The 15,881-nt window shown below is 72.6% G+C and carries 13 protein-coding genes; 8 read left to right on the top strand and 5 right to left on the bottom strand.

Annotated elements, in window-relative coordinates; genetic code table 11:
- The first annotated feature begins 22 nt into the window (after positions 1-22).
- From AB0H53_RS02100 to rfbD, 3 genes are read left to right on the top strand one after another with little or no spacing between them, the layout of a single operon-like run.
- Positions 23-1,090, top strand: a complete 1,068-nt coding sequence (locus tag AB0H53_RS02100; RefSeq protein ID WP_362105756.1) for a glucose-1-phosphate thymidylyltransferase — start codon at positions 23-25, stop codon at positions 1,088-1,090.
- Positions 1,087-2,073 (top strand): dTDP-glucose 4,6-dehydratase, encoded by a 987-nt coding sequence (gene rfbB / locus AB0H53_RS02095; protein ID WP_362105753.1) that lies wholly within the window; start codon positions 1,087-1,089, stop codon positions 2,071-2,073. Before AB0H53_RS02100 ends, rfbB begins: the two co-directional genes overlap by 4 nt.
- On the top strand, positions 2,070-2,924 hold the full coding sequence (gene rfbD / locus AB0H53_RS02090; protein WP_362105750.1) for a dTDP-4-dehydrorhamnose reductase: 855 nt from the start codon (positions 2,070-2,072) through the stop codon (positions 2,922-2,924). The genes rfbB and rfbD overlap by 4 nt, the downstream gene beginning before the upstream one ends.
- Positions 2,925-2,966: 42 nt before the next feature.
- Here the strand turns inward: rfbD and AB0H53_RS02085 are convergent, their stop codons facing one another.
- Positions 2,967-4,142, bottom strand: coding sequence for a PP2C family protein-serine/threonine phosphatase (locus tag AB0H53_RS02085; protein ID WP_362105747.1), 1,176 nt, complete (start codon positions 4,140-4,142; stop codon positions 2,967-2,969).
- Positions 4,143-4,241: 99 nt separating this feature from the next.
- Between AB0H53_RS02085 and AB0H53_RS02080 the strand changes: the two genes are divergently transcribed.
- A complete protein-coding gene (locus AB0H53_RS02080) occupies positions 4,242-4,739 on the top strand; it encodes a MarR family transcriptional regulator (RefSeq protein ID WP_362105744.1) in 498 nt (165 codons plus the stop codon).
- Positions 4,740-4,912: 173 nt separating this feature from the next.
- Here the strand turns inward: AB0H53_RS02080 and AB0H53_RS02075 are convergent, their stop codons facing one another.
- Positions 4,913-5,365, bottom strand: coding sequence for a MarR family transcriptional regulator (locus AB0H53_RS02075; RefSeq protein WP_362105741.1), 453 nt, complete (start codon positions 5,363-5,365; stop codon positions 4,913-4,915).
- A gap of 574 nt (positions 5,366-5,939) precedes the next feature.
- Here AB0H53_RS02075 and AB0H53_RS02070 point away from each other — a divergent pair.
- Complete coding sequence (locus AB0H53_RS02070) at positions 5,940-6,332, top strand: DUF2267 domain-containing protein (RefSeq protein ID WP_362105738.1); 393 nt, start codon at positions 5,940-5,942, stop codon at positions 6,330-6,332.
- Between the two features lie 46 nt (positions 6,333-6,378).
- Here AB0H53_RS02070 and rfbC read toward each other — a convergent pair whose 3' ends face one another.
- Both rfbC and AB0H53_RS02060 read right to left on the bottom strand, forming a co-directional pair.
- Positions 6,379-7,032 (bottom strand): dTDP-4-dehydrorhamnose 3,5-epimerase, encoded by a 654-nt coding sequence (gene rfbC / locus AB0H53_RS02065; RefSeq protein WP_362105735.1) that lies wholly within the window; start codon positions 7,030-7,032, stop codon positions 6,379-6,381.
- A gap of 84 nt (positions 7,033-7,116) precedes the next feature.
- Positions 7,117-7,728, bottom strand: a complete 612-nt coding sequence (locus AB0H53_RS02060) for a TetR/AcrR family transcriptional regulator (protein WP_362105732.1) — start codon at positions 7,726-7,728, stop codon at positions 7,117-7,119.
- A 183-nt stretch (positions 7,729-7,911) separates the two neighbouring features.
- Between AB0H53_RS02060 and AB0H53_RS02055 the strand changes: the two genes are divergently transcribed.
- From AB0H53_RS02055 to AB0H53_RS02045, 3 genes are read left to right on the top strand one after another with little or no spacing between them, the layout of a single operon-like run.
- Positions 7,912-8,772 (top strand): ABC transporter permease, encoded by an 861-nt coding sequence (locus tag AB0H53_RS02055; RefSeq protein WP_362106392.1) that lies wholly within the window; start codon positions 7,912-7,914, stop codon positions 8,770-8,772.
- Positions 8,765-9,583: an ABC transporter ATP-binding protein gene (locus tag AB0H53_RS02050; protein ID WP_362105729.1), complete on the top strand. Its 819-nt coding sequence runs from the start codon at positions 8,765-8,767 to the stop codon at positions 9,581-9,583. Before AB0H53_RS02055 ends, AB0H53_RS02050 begins: the two co-directional genes overlap by 8 nt.
- Positions 9,584-9,628: 45 nt before the next feature.
- Entirely contained in the window at positions 9,629-10,849 is a 1,221-nt protein-coding gene (locus AB0H53_RS02045; RefSeq protein WP_362105727.1) for a glycosyltransferase 87 family protein, read from the top strand.
- Positions 10,850-10,917: 68 nt separating this feature from the next.
- Here AB0H53_RS02045 and AB0H53_RS02040 read toward each other — a convergent pair whose 3' ends face one another.
- Positions 10,918-15,876, bottom strand: a complete 4,959-nt coding sequence (locus tag AB0H53_RS02040; protein ID WP_362105724.1) for an NAD-glutamate dehydrogenase — start codon at positions 15,874-15,876, stop codon at positions 10,918-10,920.
- Between the last annotated feature and the right edge of the window lie 5 nt (positions 15,877-15,881).

Raw genomic sequence — 15,881 nt, 5'->3', positions numbered from 1 at the left:
GGCCAGCAGGCAGGCAGCTCCAGTGAAAGCACTCGTCCTCTCCGGTGGCGCCGGCACCCGGCTGCGCCCCATCACCCACACCTCCGCCAAACAGCTCGTGCCGGTCGCCAACAAGCCGGTGCTCTTCTACGGGCTCGAATCGATCGCCGCCGCCGGGATCCGGGAGGTGGGCATCATCGTCGGCGAGACCGCGCAGGAGATCCGCGCGGCGGTCGGCGACGGCTCGCGGTTCGGGCTGGACATCACCTACATCCCCCAGCACGCCCCGCTCGGGCTCGCCCACGCCGTACTGATCGCACGCGAGTTCCTCGGGGACGACGACTTCGTGATGTACCTCGGCGACAACTTCGTCGTCGGCGGGATCACCGACCTGGTGGAGGAGTTCCGGGCCACCCGCCCGCACGCCCAGATCCTGCTGACCAAGGTGCCCGACCCGCGGGCCTTCGGGGTGGCCGAGCTGGACGTCGACGGCCGGGTGGCACGCCTGGAGGAGAAGCCGGCCGCGCCGCGCAGCGACCTGGCGCTGGTCGGCGTGTACCTCTTCTCCCCCGCCGTGCACGAGGCGGTGCGGTCCATCGAGCCGTCCGCGCGCGGCGAGCTGGAGATCACCCACGCCATCCAGTGGCTCATCGACCAGCGGCGGACCGTCACCTCGACGATCGTCTCCGGCTACTGGAAGGACACCGGCAACGTGGCGGACATGCTGGAGGTGAACCGGTCCGTCCTGGAGCTGCTCACCCCGCGCAACGAGGGGACCGTGGACCCCGCCACCGAGATCATCGGCCGGGTGCGCATCGGGGAGGGGGCGACCGTGCGCGGCTCGCGCATCGTCGGCCCGGTCGTCATCGGCGCGGGCACCGTGGTGGAGAACTCCTACATCGGGCCCTCCACCTCCATCGCGGAGAACTGCCGGGTCACCGACAGCGAGATCGAGTACTCCATCGTGCTCAGCGGCTCCTCCCTGCTCGGCGTGGGGCGCGTGGAGGCCTCGCTCATCGGCCGTAACGTCGAGATCACCCCGGCCCCGCCCATCCCGGCCGCGCACCGGCTGGTGCTGGGCGATCACAGCAAGGTGCAGATCTCGTCATGACCGTTACCCGTGTCCTGGTGACCGGCGGCGCCGGCTTCATCGGCTCGCACTACGTCCGTACGCTGCTGGGCCCGGACGGCCCGGGGGGCGTCACGGTGACCGTCCTGGACCGGCTGACCTACGCGGGCAACCCGGCCAACCTGGACCCGGTGCGCGCCCACCCCGACCTCGCCTTCGTCCACGGCGACATCCGCGACGCCGACCTGGTCGACAGGCTGGTGTCCGAGCACGACCAGATCGTCCACTTCGCCGCCGAGTCGCACGTCGACCGCTCCCTGCTGGGCGCCGCCGAGTTCGTCCGCACCAACGTCCTGGGCACCCAGACACTGCTGGACGCGGCGCTGCGCCACCGGCTCGGTGTCTTCGTCCACATCTCCACGGACGAGGTGTACGGGTCGGTGGAGACCGGTTCCTGGACGGAGGAGGAGCCGCTGCGGCCGACCTCCCCCTACGCCGCGTCCAAGGCCTCCAGCGACCTGGTCGCCCTGGCCTACCACCGCACGCACGGGCTGGACGTGCGGGTGACGCGCTGCTCCAACAACTACGGCCCCCACCAGTTCCCCGAGAAGATCGTCCCGCTCTTCGTCACCCGGCTGCTCGGCGGCGGACGGGTGCCGCTGTACGGGGACGGCTCCCAGGTGCGCGACTGGCTGCACGTCGACGACCACGTGCGGGCGGTGGAGCTGGTGCGCACCCGGGGCCGGGCGGGCAGGACGTACAACATCGGCGGCGGCACCGAACTGTCCAACCGGGAGCTGACCGGCCTGCTGCTGGAGGCGTGCGGAGCCGACTGGACCAGCGTCGACCACGTGCCGGACCGCAAGGGCCACGACCGGCGCTACTCGGTGGACTGGACCCGGATCCGCGACGAACTGGGCTACTTGCCGGGCACCGACTTCACCAAGGGCCTCGCCGCGACGGTCGCCTGGTACCGGGAGCACCGCGCCTGGTGGCAGCCGCTGCTGGACCGGGCGGCGCTGTGAGCTGGCTGGTGACCGGGGCGGGCGGGATGCTCGGCCGGGACGTCCTGGCCCGCCTGGGCGACGGGGCGGTGGGCCTGACGCGGCGGGACCTGGACGTGCGCGATCCGTACGCGGTGCGCGCCGCCCTGTCCGCCCACCGCCCCTCGGTCGTGGTGAACTGCGCGGCCTGGACCGCGGTGGACGAGGCCGAGACCAGTGAGGCGGCGGCGCTGGCCGTCAACGGCACGGCGGTGCGGCACCTGGCGGAGGCGTGCGCCGCGGCGGGATGCGCGCTGGTGCACATCTCCACCGACTACGTCTTCGGCGGCGACGGGTCCGCGCCCTACGCCGAGGGCGCGGTGCCCACTCCGCGCACGGCGTACGGCCGCACCAAGCTCGCGGGCGAGCGGGCGGTCCTGGAGGTGCTGCCCGAGCGCGGTTACGTGGTGCGCACGGCCTGGCTGTACGGGGCCGGCGGCGGCAACTTCGTCCGGACGGTGATCCGGCTGGAGCGGGAGCGCGCCCACCTCGACGTGGTGGACGACCAGCGCGGCCAGCCCACCTGGAGCGCCGACGTGGCCCGGCAGCTCGTCGCGCTGGTGGCGGCGGACGCGGCACCCGGCGTCTACCACGCCACCGGTGCCGGGGACGGCACCTGGTGCGACCTGGCCCGCGAGACCTTCCGGCTGCTGGGCGCGGACCCCGGGCGGGTACGCCCCACCACGAGCGCGGCCTTCCCGCGCCCGGCGCCCCGCCCGGCGTACAGCGTGCTCGGGCACGACCGGTGGCGCGCGGCGGGCCTCGCGCCCCCACGGGACTGGCGGGAGGCGCTTCCCGTGGCGCTTCCCGCCCTGCTCACCGCCGGGCGGTGAGCACGCCGGACAGCCCCGGCGGGGGCGGCGGGACGGCCCCGGTCAGGCCGTGGGCTTCCGGCCGCGCCAGTCCAGGCAGACGACCATGGCGTCGTCGGCGGCGTCGATGGGGCCGCGGTGCCCGGCCAGCTCCTGGAGCACCGCGCGGGGGACCTGGGAGGCGGGCAGCAGACGGGTGCTGGCCAGGGCCCGCGCCAGGGCCCGCTCGCTGTAGCGCTCACCGGCGGGGGACGCCACGTCGTAGACACCGTCGCTGACGAAGACCAGGCGGTCGCCGGGCTCCACCTGGAAGGACTGCGCGGTGTAGATGGTGTCCTCGAACATGCCGAGCGGCAACTGGGCCTCCAGCTCCACCGGTTCCGCCCTGCCCTGCCGCAGCAGCCACATCTTCGGGGAGCCGGCGTCGACGATCTCCGTCCGGCCGGTCGCCAGGTCGAAGCGGAGCAGGAGCACGGAGAGGTGGACGGCTCCGTGGTAGTGCCCGTACACGGCCTGGTCGGCGAGGTACGCCTGGTCGGCCAGGGACAGGCCGGCGCGCCTGGCGTTGCGCAGGGCGTTGACGGCGAGGTTGGTGAGCAGGGCGGCCTCGGTCCCCTCCCCCATGCCGTTGGTGACGGTCAGGGTGAGGTGGTCGGCGGACGAGGACCAGTCGAAGTTGTCGCCGTAGATCGCGTAGGCCGGTTCGAGCTGCGCGCCGATCTCGTACTCGGGGCGGGAGCAGGAGCGGCCCGGCAGGAGCTGCCACTGCATCTCGGCGGCGAGCGTCAGCCGGTCCGCGCGCCGCGCCTGGAGGTACAGGTCGGTGTCGCGCTCGCTGACCACGATCTCGTGCCCCAGCACTTCGGCCACGTCCCCCAGCTCGCTCTCGGTCGCGGGGTCGTAGGCGTCCTCGGGGAGGCGGACGGTGAGGATCCCCATGCGGTCCCCCCGCACGCTGATCGGCAGATGCGCCGTCACGAGGGCGCCTTGGCCCTCCCTCTCCACGTACGGCCGCTGCGCGCCGAAGGCGCGGCCGGGGGCGCTGACATGGACAGGAATGGGCTCCGCGGTGTAAGGAAGCGTGTTGACGGGTTGCAGTATGGTCATCGCATAGTCGGCCATGAGCAGGTCGACGGAGACAGCCGCGTAGTGCGTGCTGAGCGCGTCCCGCACCACTTCCAGGAGGGCGTGCGGGGCGGCCCCGCGCAGTGCGCGTTCCACGGCCGTGAATCTGTCCACCGTTCGATTACCACCTATTCAGGAAATGCGAAAAGGAGCGGACGGCCTCTCATGCCTCAGCGACTGACAAGGCCGTTGCAAAGTGTCACAGTTGAGGGCATGCGTTCCGAAACTTCTTCGACCCGGGATCGGGATGCTGCCGCGTTCGCGGTCCGTGAGGTCATCGAGCTGCTCGAAGTGCTGTGGGCGCAGGGCCGGGACGTGACCCCGACGGCTCCCGTGTCCACCTCGCAGCTGAGGGTCCTTTACATCCTGGACCGGGGGCAGGGGATCAACCTGCGCACCCTCGGCGAGGAGCTCGGTTCGGCGCCGTCGTCGGTGAGCCGGATGTGCGACCGCCTGCACGCCCTGGGTTTCATCCGGCGCTCCCCCAGTTCCGCGAGCCGCCGGGAACTGGAGCTGCGCCTGTCGGGTCGGGGACGGAACTATCTCAAGGACCTGCGGGCCCGCCGGGAGAAGGCGCTGCTGGGTGTCGTGACCGCCATGTCACCGGCCGAGCGGGCCGCTCTCGTGGACGGCCTGAGCGGATTCCGGACCGCCGCGCGCCCCGCCCCCGAGGCCGGAGAGCCGCACGCGGGCGCGGCGGAGACCGCCTGACCGCGCCTGTCGCCCGGTGCGGGAGATGCTTCAAAGTTCAACCCTTCACTGTGAGCCCCGAAGCGCGGGGCGGCCGACGGCCGCCCTCCTGCGCTCCGTCAGATTGTTTCCTCTCGTGCACTGTTGTCAAACGACAAGTATCGGGGGCGCGCCGGCGCGACCCCGTCGGCGCCTCACCATGGGCGCCCGTGCCCCGTGGACAGAAGGCGCCTGAGCCGGTCGCGCACCTGGGCGAGAGCGCTGCGCAGCGGCCCGCGTCCCGCGTCGGCGCCCACCAGGGCCGGGGCGACGGCACGGGCCAGCCGGGCCCGGAGCTCGGCCACCGCCGCGAGCCCGGCGGGCGTCGGCCTGAGCGAGACCTTCCGCCGGTCCCCGGGGACCGCCTGCCGCACCAGCAGGCCCGCGGCCTCCAGCCGGGCCGAGAGCCGGCTCGCCGAGGCGGCCGAGATGGCCAGCGCGTCCGCCAGCTCCCCGGGCGAGAGCGGCGCGGCACGCTCCAGCACCATCAGGGCCCGCAGCGCCAGCCTCGGCAGCGTGGTGGGGGTGTGCAGGTCGGCGTGCTCCCACAGGGCGAGCAGGGCGGCCACCACCTCGGCCGCGCCCGGTTCGGATGCGTCCCGAGCCACCCGCCCGACCGTGCGGTGGGGCGGCTGGGCTGCGTGCGATTCGCTCTCGTCCATGACCCTTCTGGGAGAAAGGGTTGCGGCGGTCCTTCCGCTGGTGCCCGGCGAAGGATGAGTCATGCCCGACCTCGCGCCCTTATGATGATCATTGCGGGTGATCAAAATTTGCCGTGCGGCAACGGAGTGAGGGTGACGCATGACCGCGGCACGACTTCCGGCGGGGCCGGGCTCGACGCCGGCCCGGTCCGGCGGGGCCACCCGCCCGCCCGGCCGACCACCGGGCCGCCCGCTCCCGTGCCCGCCCGGGTCGCACGCCCGGCCGCCGGCGGGCCGCCGGACCCCCGAGGGAGCCCGAGGACGCCGCGCCCCACGACCGGCTCGACCGGCCCGGCGCGCCTGGCCCGCACATCGCGGCGGCGCCGCATCGCGCCGCCGCCACCGGACCGGGCCCGCATGGTGGTGACGATGAGCGATCATGTGATTACGGACGGTCCACGCGGGTAGGCGTGCTCCCACGGTTGGCCCGGAGCCGTGCCCCGGCGCGGCGTCAGCGGCCAGGCAACGATGGGAGCCAGTTGTGGACAGGTCCGTGGAAGCTCTGCTCGACCGGGTCCAGGAACGCGCGGGCTACACCCGGCGCCAGGAGGCGGCCGGGGCGGTCCAGAGCGTGCTGGAAGTCCTGGGAGCCCACCTCGTGGGCGACGACCGCACCGACCTCGCCGGCCTGCTGCCCCGCCAGTGCGCGCCCCTGCTCACCGAGGCGGCACCGGCCAGCGAACCCCTGACGCCCACGGGCTTCGTGGAGGCCGTGGCCGCCCGGGACGACGGTGCCGTGACGGACGCCCGCCGTGCCGTCACGGCGGTGCTCGCCACCGTCGCCGAGGTGGCCGACGACTCACTGCTGCGCCGCATCCTCACCCAGCTCCCCCCGGGGCACGCGGGGCTCTTCGGCCGTACCGACCCCATGTGACCCGCGGGGGAGGCGCACGGGAGCCGGGCGGGGGCGAGCGGCCGGTTCAGCCGCTCGGGGTGCGGCCCACCGGGACGCGTGGCGCGCCCACCACGTCCGGTGTCCCGGTCGCGCGCAGCGACGCGTACCAGGCGGCGCAGGTCCGGTAGGAGGGCAGCAGGCCGTCGCGCTCCGCGTCGGCCAGGACCGGTGCCGTGGCGTCCTTCCCGGACAGTACGGGGGCAAGGCCGGCGGGCCAGTCGATGGCGAGGTCCGGGTCGAGGGGGTGGACGCCGCGCTCGTGGGCGGGGTCGTAGCCGCGCGAGCAGAGGTAGACGACCGTGGCGTCGTCGGTGAGCGCCATGAACGCGTGCCCCAGGCCCTCGGCGAGGTGGACCGCCCGGTGATCGCGGTCGTCGAGCCGTACCGCCTCCCAGGCGCGGTACGTCGGCGAGCCGGTCCGGACGTCGACGACGACGTCCAGTACGGCACCGCGTACACAGGTCACGTACTTGGCCTGGCCGGGCGGTACGTCGGCGAAGTGGATGCCGCGCAGGGTGCCCCGGCCGGAGACCGAGCAGTTGGCCTGGGCGAGCCCCAGTCCGTACCCGGCCGCCTCGGCCAGGTCCCCGGCCCTGAACCACTCGTGGAAGCTGCCACGGCTGTCGTGGAAGACGCGGGGTTCCATGACCCACGCGCCGTCGATGCTGAGCGCACGCACTGGCGGCCCACCGTCCTTTCGTGTCGGCAGGCACAACCGCCGCGTCGCCGGCCCGTCACCCGGGAGCCGCCACCCGGGTGACCCTCAGGACGTCAGGGCGGCGACGGCCGAGGCGGCCAGGTCGTCCAGGTATCCCTCCGGGAGGGGTGAGCGCACCACCACCAGCCGCCAGTACAGCGGGCCGACGATCAGGTCCAGGGCGCGCTCCGGGTCGGCGTCCGCGGGCAGTTCGCCGCGGGCCACCGCCTCGCGCACCACCACCGCGGCGACACCCTGCTGACTGTCCAGCAGGGCGGCGCGGACCGCGTCGGCGATCTCCGGGTGGCGGGCGGCCTCCACCAGCAGGTCCGGGATGACCTGCGAGGCGACCGGGTGGCGCAGCGCGTGGCAGGCCACCTCCAGCAGGGCGCGCACATCGCCGTACAGCGAGCCCGTGGCCGGGGCCGGCAGTCCCTGCGCGGCAAACGCGGTGAGCAGGTCCAGGACGAGCGACAGCTTGGACTTCCAGCGCCGGTAGACCGCCGTCTTGCCGACGCCCGCCCGCCGGGCGATGCCCTCGATGGACATCCGGGCGAAGCCCACCGCGGCCAGTTCCTCGAAGACGGCGGCGCGGATGGCCTCGGTGACGTCCTCCCGGAGCACTGCGGCTCCGGCGGGCGCGCGGCGTGGCGGCGGTGTGGTCATGCCCCGGATCATAGCCGGGGCACCGTCGTCACGACGGGACGGTTGCGTTCCGACGTCCGGCCGTCCTACCCTCACCGTAGCGACGATACGGGTGCGTCCCGTCCCGAGGAAAGGCTGCGCGTGAGCACGTACACCGCCGATGCGGCGAAGGAGGAAGCGGCCCTCCGGCGGGACGAGCGCCCCGTCGGGACCGAGCTGCGCGAGCTGGCCCTGCGGCACGGGCTGACCGTCAGCGGGGCCCGGCCTCCGCTGGCCGAGTACGTCCGCCAGCTCTGGGGCCGGCGGCACTTCATCACCGCGTTCGCGACCGCCCGCCTCACCGCCCAGTACAGCCAGGCCCGGCTGGGCCAGCTCTGGCAGCTGATGAACCCGCTGCTCAACGCGGCGGTGTACTACTTCATCTTCGGCGTGCTGATGAACACCCGCAGCGGAGTCGCGGACTTCGTCCCGTTCCTGGTCACCGGCGTGTTCATCTGGACCTTCACCGCCAGCTCCATCACCGCCGGGACCCGCGCCATCAGCGGGAACACCGGCCTGGTGCGGGCCCTGCACTTCCCCCGGGCGAGCCTGCCCGTGTCGCTCGCCCTCCAGCAGCTCCAGCAGCTGGTGTTCTCGCTCTGCGCGCTGGCGGTCATCCTCGTCTGCTTCGGCGTGTACCCCGGCCCGTCCTGGCTCCTGGCGGTACCGGCCCTGCTGCTGCAGGCCCTGTTCAACACCGGCGTCTCGCTGGTGATGGCCCGCCTGGCCGCCCGGACCCCCGACATCGCGCAGCTCATGCCGTTCGTCCTGCGCACCTGGATGTACGTCTCGGGCGTGATGTGGAGCATCGACCACGTCCTGGCACACGCCCACCTGCCGCACGCCGTGGTCGTGGCCCTGGAGTGCAATCCGGCGGCCGTCTACATCGACCTCATGCGGTTCGCGCTCATCGACAGCTTCACCGCCGACCGGCTGCCGCCCCATGTGTGGGCCGTCGCCACCGGCTGGGCACTGCTCGCCCTCGTGGGCGGGTTCATCTACTTCTGGAAGGCAGAGGAGACCTACGGCCGTGGCTGAGACCTCCCCGACGCCCCCGGCCCCCGGGTCCCGCGTCCCCACCGTCGTCGTGGACGGCGTCCACGTCACCTACACCGTCCAGGGCGCCACCAAGGGCGGCCGGGGCGGCGCCACCGCCGCCCTCGGCCGGGTGCTCTCCCGCCGGCGGACGGCGCCCGGCACCCGGACGGTCCACGCCGTCAAGGGCGTCAGCTTCGCCGCGTACAAGGGCGAGGCGATCGGGCTGATCGGCTCCAACGGCTCGGGCAAGTCCACCCTGCTGAAGGCCGTCGCCGGACTGCTGCCGCCCAGTCACGGGCGGATCTACACGCACGGCCAGCCGTCCCTCCTCGGCGTGAACGCCGCCCTGATGGGCGATCTCACCGGCGAGCGCAACGTCATCCTGGGCGGCCTGGCGATGGGGATGACCCGCGAGGAGATCCACGAGCGCTACCAGGAGATCGTGGACTTCTCCGGGATCAACGACAAGGGCGACTTCATCTCCCTGCCCATGCGGACGTACTCCTCCGGCATGGGCGCCCGGCTCCGGTTCTCCATCGCCGCCGCCAAGAGCCACGACGTCCTGCTCATCGACGAGGCGCTGGCCACCGGCGACGCCCGCTTCCAGCGCCGCAGCCAGGAGCGGATCAACGAGTTGCGCCAGCAGGCCGGAACGGTCTTCCTCGTCAGCCACAGCAACTCCACCATTCGGCAGACCTGCGACCGGGCGATCTGGCTGGAGGCCGGAGTCCTGCGGATGGACGGCCCGGCGGCCGAGGTGGTCGGCGCGTACGAGGCGTCCACCAGACCCCGGCCACCCAAGACGCCCTGATTCAAATCGGACGACACCGGCGAAAGTGTCATAAAGTGCGCTCCGATGACCACGTATCGGATCGACGCACCCCGCACAGCGCTCTTCAGTGAGCGGCCCTCCGCGCTGCCGCTGGCCGCCGTGTGGGCCTTCACGCGTGCCGGAATGCTTCTGCTGCTGTGGCGCGACACCCTCGGCATCGGGGGCATCGGCCGCGAGGTCCACGTCCTGTACCGGCACTGGTACCACCAGCTCGCCGGCGGCTCCTTCCCGCCCGCCGACCCCGCCTGGCAGTACCCGCCCGGCGCCGGCCCGGTGCTGCTCGCGCCGGGCATGGTCCCCGGTCTGACGTACTACCAGGCGTTCGTGGTGCTCACCCTGCTCGCCGACGCGGCCGTCACCTTCGCGCTCGCCCGATCCGGGCGGGGCGGGGCGTGGATCTGGGTGGGCGGCCTGCCGCTGCTGCTGCACCTGCCGCTCGCCCGGTACGACGTGCTGGTGACGGCGGTGGCCGTCCTCGCCCTGCTGGCGGTACGGGCCGGCCGGCCCCTCACGGGCGGCGCCCTCGCCGGGCTCGGGGCCCTGGTCAAGGTGTGGCCGCTGCTCACCCTGCTCGGCACGCCCCGCGGGCGCGCCACCCGCCAGGCGTGGACCTCCGCGGCGGTGGCGGCGGGCGCGCTGCTGGCCGTCCTGGTGCTCTCCTTCACCCACACCCTGGACTTCCTGCGCCAGCAGGGCGGCCGGGGCGTGCAGATCGAGTCCCTGGGCGGCACCGTGCTGTCGGCCGCCAAGCTGATGGGCTGGCGGGGCACGGTCCAGTACCGGTACGGGGCCTTCGAGCTGACCGGCCCGTACACCTCCGCGGTGGCCCACCTGGCGCTGCTGCTGACCGCGGTCGCGCTGTGCTGGCTGGTGCTGTGGCGGGTGCGCTCACGGCGCTGGAACGAGGCCACCCCGCTGGACGCCGCCCTCACCGCCGTCCTGCTGTTCACCGTGACCAGCAGGGTGATCAGCCCGCAGTACATGGTGTGGCTGCTGGGCCTCGCCGCGGTCTGCCTCACCTGCCGGGAAACCAGCCAGCGCACCGCCGGGCTGCTGCTGCTGCCGGCGGCGGCGCTCAGCTCACTGGCCTACCCGGTGCTGTACGAGGACGTCATCGCCGTGTCACCGCTCGGCTGGGGGGTGGTGGCGGCGCGCAACGCGCTGCTGCTCGCCGCCGCCCTGGTGTCGTGCCGGCGGCTGTGGCTGGCCACGGTGCCGCAGCCGCTCTCCCTCAAGGGGCTGTGACCGCGCCTCCCGCGGACACGACCGGGGCGCCCACCGGATCCGGTGGGCGCCCCCTGGTCACAACCGGCTCAGCTGTGCGTACGCAGCAGGGTGCGCATGGTCCGCATCGCCACCGACAGGTTCGCCAGGTCGAACGCGTCCGAGCCCTGGATCTCCTCCAGCGTCGTGCGCGCCCGGCCCAGGATCGCCGCGTTCCTCTCCTCCCACGCCTTGAACCGCTCGGCCGGCGTCGCCGAGCCGTTGCCCGCGGCCAGCACGTCCGCCGTCAGCGCGGCGTGCGCGGCGTACAGGTCCTCGCGGATGGCGGCGCGGGCCATGGACTGCCAGCGGTCGGCCCGCGGCAGTTCGATGATCCGGTCCATCAGCTGGGTGATGGAGAGCCGGTCGGCCAGGTCGTAGTAGACCTCGGCGACCGCCATCGGGTCCTTGCCCGTCCGGTCCGCGATCGCGACGATGTCCAGCGTCGGGAAGGCCGACGAGAACCCGGCCACCCGCAGCGCCAGCTCGTCGGGGACGCCCGCCCCGGTCAGTTCCTCGACGATCGACTCGTACCACTCCAGGTCGGCGCCGCGCAGCATCTGCGGCAGCTTCGCCCACACCTGCTCCACGCGCTCGGCGAAGAAGTCGACCGTCTCGGCGAGCTTGACCGGCTGCGGCCGGTTGCCCAGCAGCCACCGCGTGGCGCGCTCGACCAGCCGCCGCGAGTGCAGCCGGATCCGGGTCTGGACCTCCGCCGGGACCTGGTTGTCCAGGGCCTCCACGGCGTCCCACACCGAGCTGAGCCCGAAGATGGCACGGGCCGCGGTCTGGGCCCGCACGATCTCCTCGACGGACGCCCCGGTCTCCTCCCGCAGCCGGTGCAGGAAGGTCGAGCCACCGGTGTTCACGGTGTCGTTGACCAGCACGGTCGTGATGATCTCGCGGCGCAGCGCGTGCGCGTCGATCTGCTCGGGGAACTCCTCGCGCAGCTTGCTCGGGAAGTAGGCGTGGAGCAGCTCGCGCAGGTACGGGTCGTCGGGCAGGCCGGTCTTGATCAGCTCGTCGGCCACCGTGATCTTGGTGTAGGCGAGCAGCACGGCCAGCTCCGGCTGGCTCAGGCCCTGCTTGTTGCCGAGCAGCTCGCGGATCTGCCGGTCGCTGGGCAGGAACTCCAGCGCCCGGTCCAGCCGCCCCTCGCGGCCCAGTCGGCGCATGAAGCGCTGGTGGGCGTGGAGCAGGGAGGGCGACTGCTTGACGGCGTTGGCCAGTGCCACGTTCTGCGCGTAGTTGTTGCGCAGCACCAGCGTGCCGACCTCGTCGGTCATCTCGGCGAGGATCTTGTTGCGCTGCTTGACGGTCATGTCGCCGTCCGACACCAGGCCGTTGAGCAGGATCTTGATGTTCACCTCGTGGTCGGAGGTGTCCACGCCCGCGCTGTTGTCGATGGCGTCGGTGTTGATCTTGCCGCCCTGGCCCTCGGGACCGCCCCGGCGGGCGAACTCGATCCGGCCGAGCTGGGTGAGCCCCAGGTTGCCGCCCTCGCCGACCACCTTGACGCGCAGGTCCTCGCCGTTGACCCGGATGGCGTCGTTGGCCTTGTCGCCGACGTCGCCGTGGGTCTCGGTGACGGCCTTCGCGTACGTACCGATGCCGCCGTTCCACAGCAGGTCCACCGGCGCCTTGAGGATCGCCTGCATCAGCTCGGCCGGGGTCAGCTTGTTGACCGTCCCCTCGATGCCGAGCGCGGCGCGCACATGGGCGTTGACCGGGATCGACTTGGCGGTACGGGGGTAGACGCCGCCGCCCGCCGACAGCAGCTCCGGCCGGTAGTCGGCCCAGGAGCTGCGCGGCAGCTCGAACAGGCGGCGCCGCTCGGCGTAGGAGACGGCCGCGTCCGGGTCGGGGTCGATGAAGATGTGCCGGTGGTCGAAGGCCGCCACCAGCCGGATGTGCTCGCTGAGCAGCATGCCGTTGCCGAACACGTCGCCCGACATGTCGCCGACGCCCACGACCGTGAAGTCCTGGGTCTGGGTGTCGTGGCCCAGCTCCCGGAAGTGCCGCTTGACCGACTCCCAGGCGCCCCGGGCGGTGATGCCCATGCCCTTGTGGTCGTAGCCGGCCGAGCCGCCGGACGCGAAGGCGTCGCCGAGCCAGAAGTCGTAGGCGATCGCCACGTCGTTGGCGATGTCCGAGAACGTCGCGGTGCCCTTGTCGGCGGCGACGACGAGGTAGGTGTCGTCCCCGTCGTGCCGGACGACGTCGGCCGGCGGCACGACCTCGCCCGCCACCAGGTTGTCGGTGATGTCGAGCAGCGCCGAGATGAACGTCTTGTAGCTGGCGACACCCTCGGCCAGCCAGGCGTCGCGGTCAACGGCCGGGTCGGGAAGCTGCTTGGCGACGAAGCCGCCCTTGGCGCCCACCGGCACGATGACGGTGTTCTTCACCATCTGCGCCTTGACCAGGCCCAGGATCTCGGTACGGAAGTCCTCGCGCCGGTCGGACCAGCGCAGGCCACCGCGGGCCACCTTGCCGAAGCGCAGGTGGACGCCCTCGACCCGGGGGGAGTACACCCAGATCTCGTAGGCGGGCCGGGGCGCCGGCAGGTCGGGGATGGCCTTCGGGTCGAACTTCATCGACACGTACGCGTGCGGCTCGCCGCCCTGTGCCCTCTGGAAGAAGTTGGTGCGCAGTGTGGCCTTGATGACGGTGAGGAAGGAGCGCAGGATGCGGTCCTCGTCCAGGCTCGCCACCTGGTCCAGTGCCCCGTCCAGCTCCTCCAGCAGTCCGTCGGTCAGCTCGGTGCCGGCCTTCTGGCGCTCCGGCGCCATCCGCGCCTCGAAGAGGGACACCAGCAGCCGGGTGGTGTGGACGTTGTTGCGGAGGGTGTCCTCCATGTAGTCCTGGCTGAACGTCGAGCCGGCCTGGCGCAGGTACTTGGCGTACGCGCGCAGCACCATCGCCTGCCGCCAGCTCAGCCCGGCGCTCAGCACCAGCGCGTTGAAGCCGTCGTTCTCGGCCCGGCCGGTCCAGGTGGCGGCGAACGCCTCCTGGAACCGCTCGCGGGCGTCGTCGGCGAGGTAGTCACCGCCGCCGGCGCCGCCCTGCGGCATCCGCAGCCCGAAGTCGTAGATCCACGCCTGGGTGCGGTCCGCGCAGCGCAGCTCGTACGGGCGCTCGTCCACGACCTCGACGCCCAGGCGGTTGAGCACGGGCAGCACGGCGGAGAGGGAGACCTGACCGCCGGTCTTGTAGATCTTGAAGCGGCGCTCGCCGGGGCCCGCGCCGACCGGCTCGTACAGGGAGAGGGCGAAGTCCTTCTCTCCCTTGATCAGCTGCTCCAGGTGGCCCAGGTCGGAGACGGCGGCGCGCGGCGAGTGGTCGGCCTTGTAGCCCTCGGGGAAGGACCCGGCGTACCGGCGCAGCAGCTCGGCGGCGCACTCCTCGCCGCACTCGGCGTTCAGGGCCTCGGCGAAGCCGTCCTCCCAGGAACGGGCCGCCTCCACCAGCCGGGCCTCGATGCGCTCCACGTCGGCGTCGGTCAGCGTGGTCAGCTCGGTGCCCTGCGGGACGCGCACCACGAAGTGCAGGCGGGACAGGATCGACTCGGTGTTCCAGGCGGTGAAGTCGACGCTGGTGCCGCCGAGCTCCTCCTTGAGGATGTCGATGATCCGCAGCCGTACGCCCGTGGTGTAGCGGTCGCGCGGCAGGTAGACCAGCGCGGAGTAGTAGCGCCCGTACTCGTCCTGACGCAGGTAGAGCCGCAGCCGGCGCCGCTCCTGGAGGTACAGCACGCTGGTGACGATGGGCAGCAGCTCGTCGACCGGAGTCTGGAACAGCTCGTCGCGCGGGTAGGTCTCCAGGATCTGGAGCAGGTCGCGGCCGTCGTGGCTGTTGGGCGAGAAGCCGGCCCGCTCCAGCACCTCGGCGACCTTGCGCCGGATGACCGGCACCCGGCGGACGGACTCGGTGTACGCGGCGGAGGAGAAGAGGCCCAGGAAGCGGCGCTCGCCGACGACGTTGCCGTCGCTGTCGAACTTCTTCACCCCGACGTAGTCCAGGTACGACGGGCGGTGGACGGTGGCGCGGCTGTTGGCCTTGGTGAGGATGAGCAGCTTGTGCTCGCGGGCCTTGGCACGGGCGTCGGCCGGCAGCCGGTTGAAGGACGGCGAGACCGGGTGCGCCTCGTCCCCGCTGTGGTGCGGGTCGGAGCGCAGGATGCCCAGGCCGGTGCCGGGCACGGCGGCCAGCGCGTCCTCACCGGTGAGCTGGTACTCGCGGAAGCCCAGGAAGGTGAAGTGGTCCGCGGCCAGCCAGCGCAGCAGCTCGCGGGCCTCCTCCACCTCGGTGTCGCGCAGGTCGTCGGCGGTCGGCTCGCCGGGCAGCTCGTCGGCGATGCGCAGCGCGGCGTCGCGCATCTTCTCCCAGTCCTCGACGGCCTCACGGACGTCGGACAGCACGCGCACCAGGTCGGCGGTGATCTGCTTGAGGTCGGCGCGGTCGGTCTCGCGGTCGATCTCGACGTGGATCCAGGACTCGGTGAGCACGTCGTGCGGCAGCTCGCCGCGCGCGCCGCCCTCCGGCGTCAGGATCTCGATCAGCCGGCCGGCCACGTCGCGGCGGACGATGACCTGCGGGTGGATCACCACATGGATGCCGCGGCCCTGCCGGGACAGCTCATTGGTGACGGAGTCCACCAGGAACGGCATGTCGTCGGTGACGACCTCCACCACGGAGTGGGTGCAGGTCCAGCCGTTCTCCTCGACCGTCGGCGTGTGGACGCGCACGTTGGCCGTTCCCTGGGGACGGTTCTCGGCCAGGCGGTAGTGCGACAGCGCGGCGCCGAAGACGTCGACCGGATCGCGGTCGGCCAGATCCTCCGGGGCGGTGTGCAGGTAGTAGCGCTGGAGGTACCCGAGCACGGTGTCCCGGTCCGGACGGTCCCCGGTCTCGGGCCCAGTCGCGAGTTGCCCCCCGACCGGACTGTTCTCAGCTACCCGGGCGGCCCGTTCGAGCAGCTCGGCCTTGGCTTCGTCCAGCTTGGTCTGCATGTCCT

It is taken from the genome of Streptomyces sp. NPDC050856 (genome assembly GCF_040653855.1).
GTDB lineage: Bacteria > Actinomycetota > Actinomycetes > Streptomycetales > Streptomycetaceae > Streptomyces.
Note: the sequence above shows the minus strand (reverse complement) of the source record. Positions and strands in the feature narration are given on the sequence as shown.

Excerpts from the sequence above, each read along its gene's own strand:
- rfbB (WP_362105753.1), top strand. The coding sequence starts at position 1,087 with ATGACCGTTACCCGTGTCCTGGTGACCGGCGGCGCCGGCTTCATCGGC.
- AB0H53_RS02080 (WP_362105744.1), top strand. The coding sequence starts at position 4,242 with ATGCGTTCCGAAACTTCTTCGACCCGGGATCGGGATGCTGCCGCGTTC.
- AB0H53_RS02060 (WP_362105732.1), bottom strand. The coding sequence starts at position 7,728 with ATGATCCGGGGCATGACCACACCGCCGCCACGCCGCGCGCCCGCCGGA.
- AB0H53_RS02045 (WP_362105727.1), top strand. The coding sequence starts at position 9,629 with ATGACCACGTATCGGATCGACGCACCCCGCACAGCGCTCTTCAGTGAG.
- AB0H53_RS02040 (WP_362105724.1), bottom strand. The coding sequence starts at position 15,876 with ATGCAGACCAAGCTGGACGAAGCCAAGGCCGAGCTGCTCGAACGGGCC.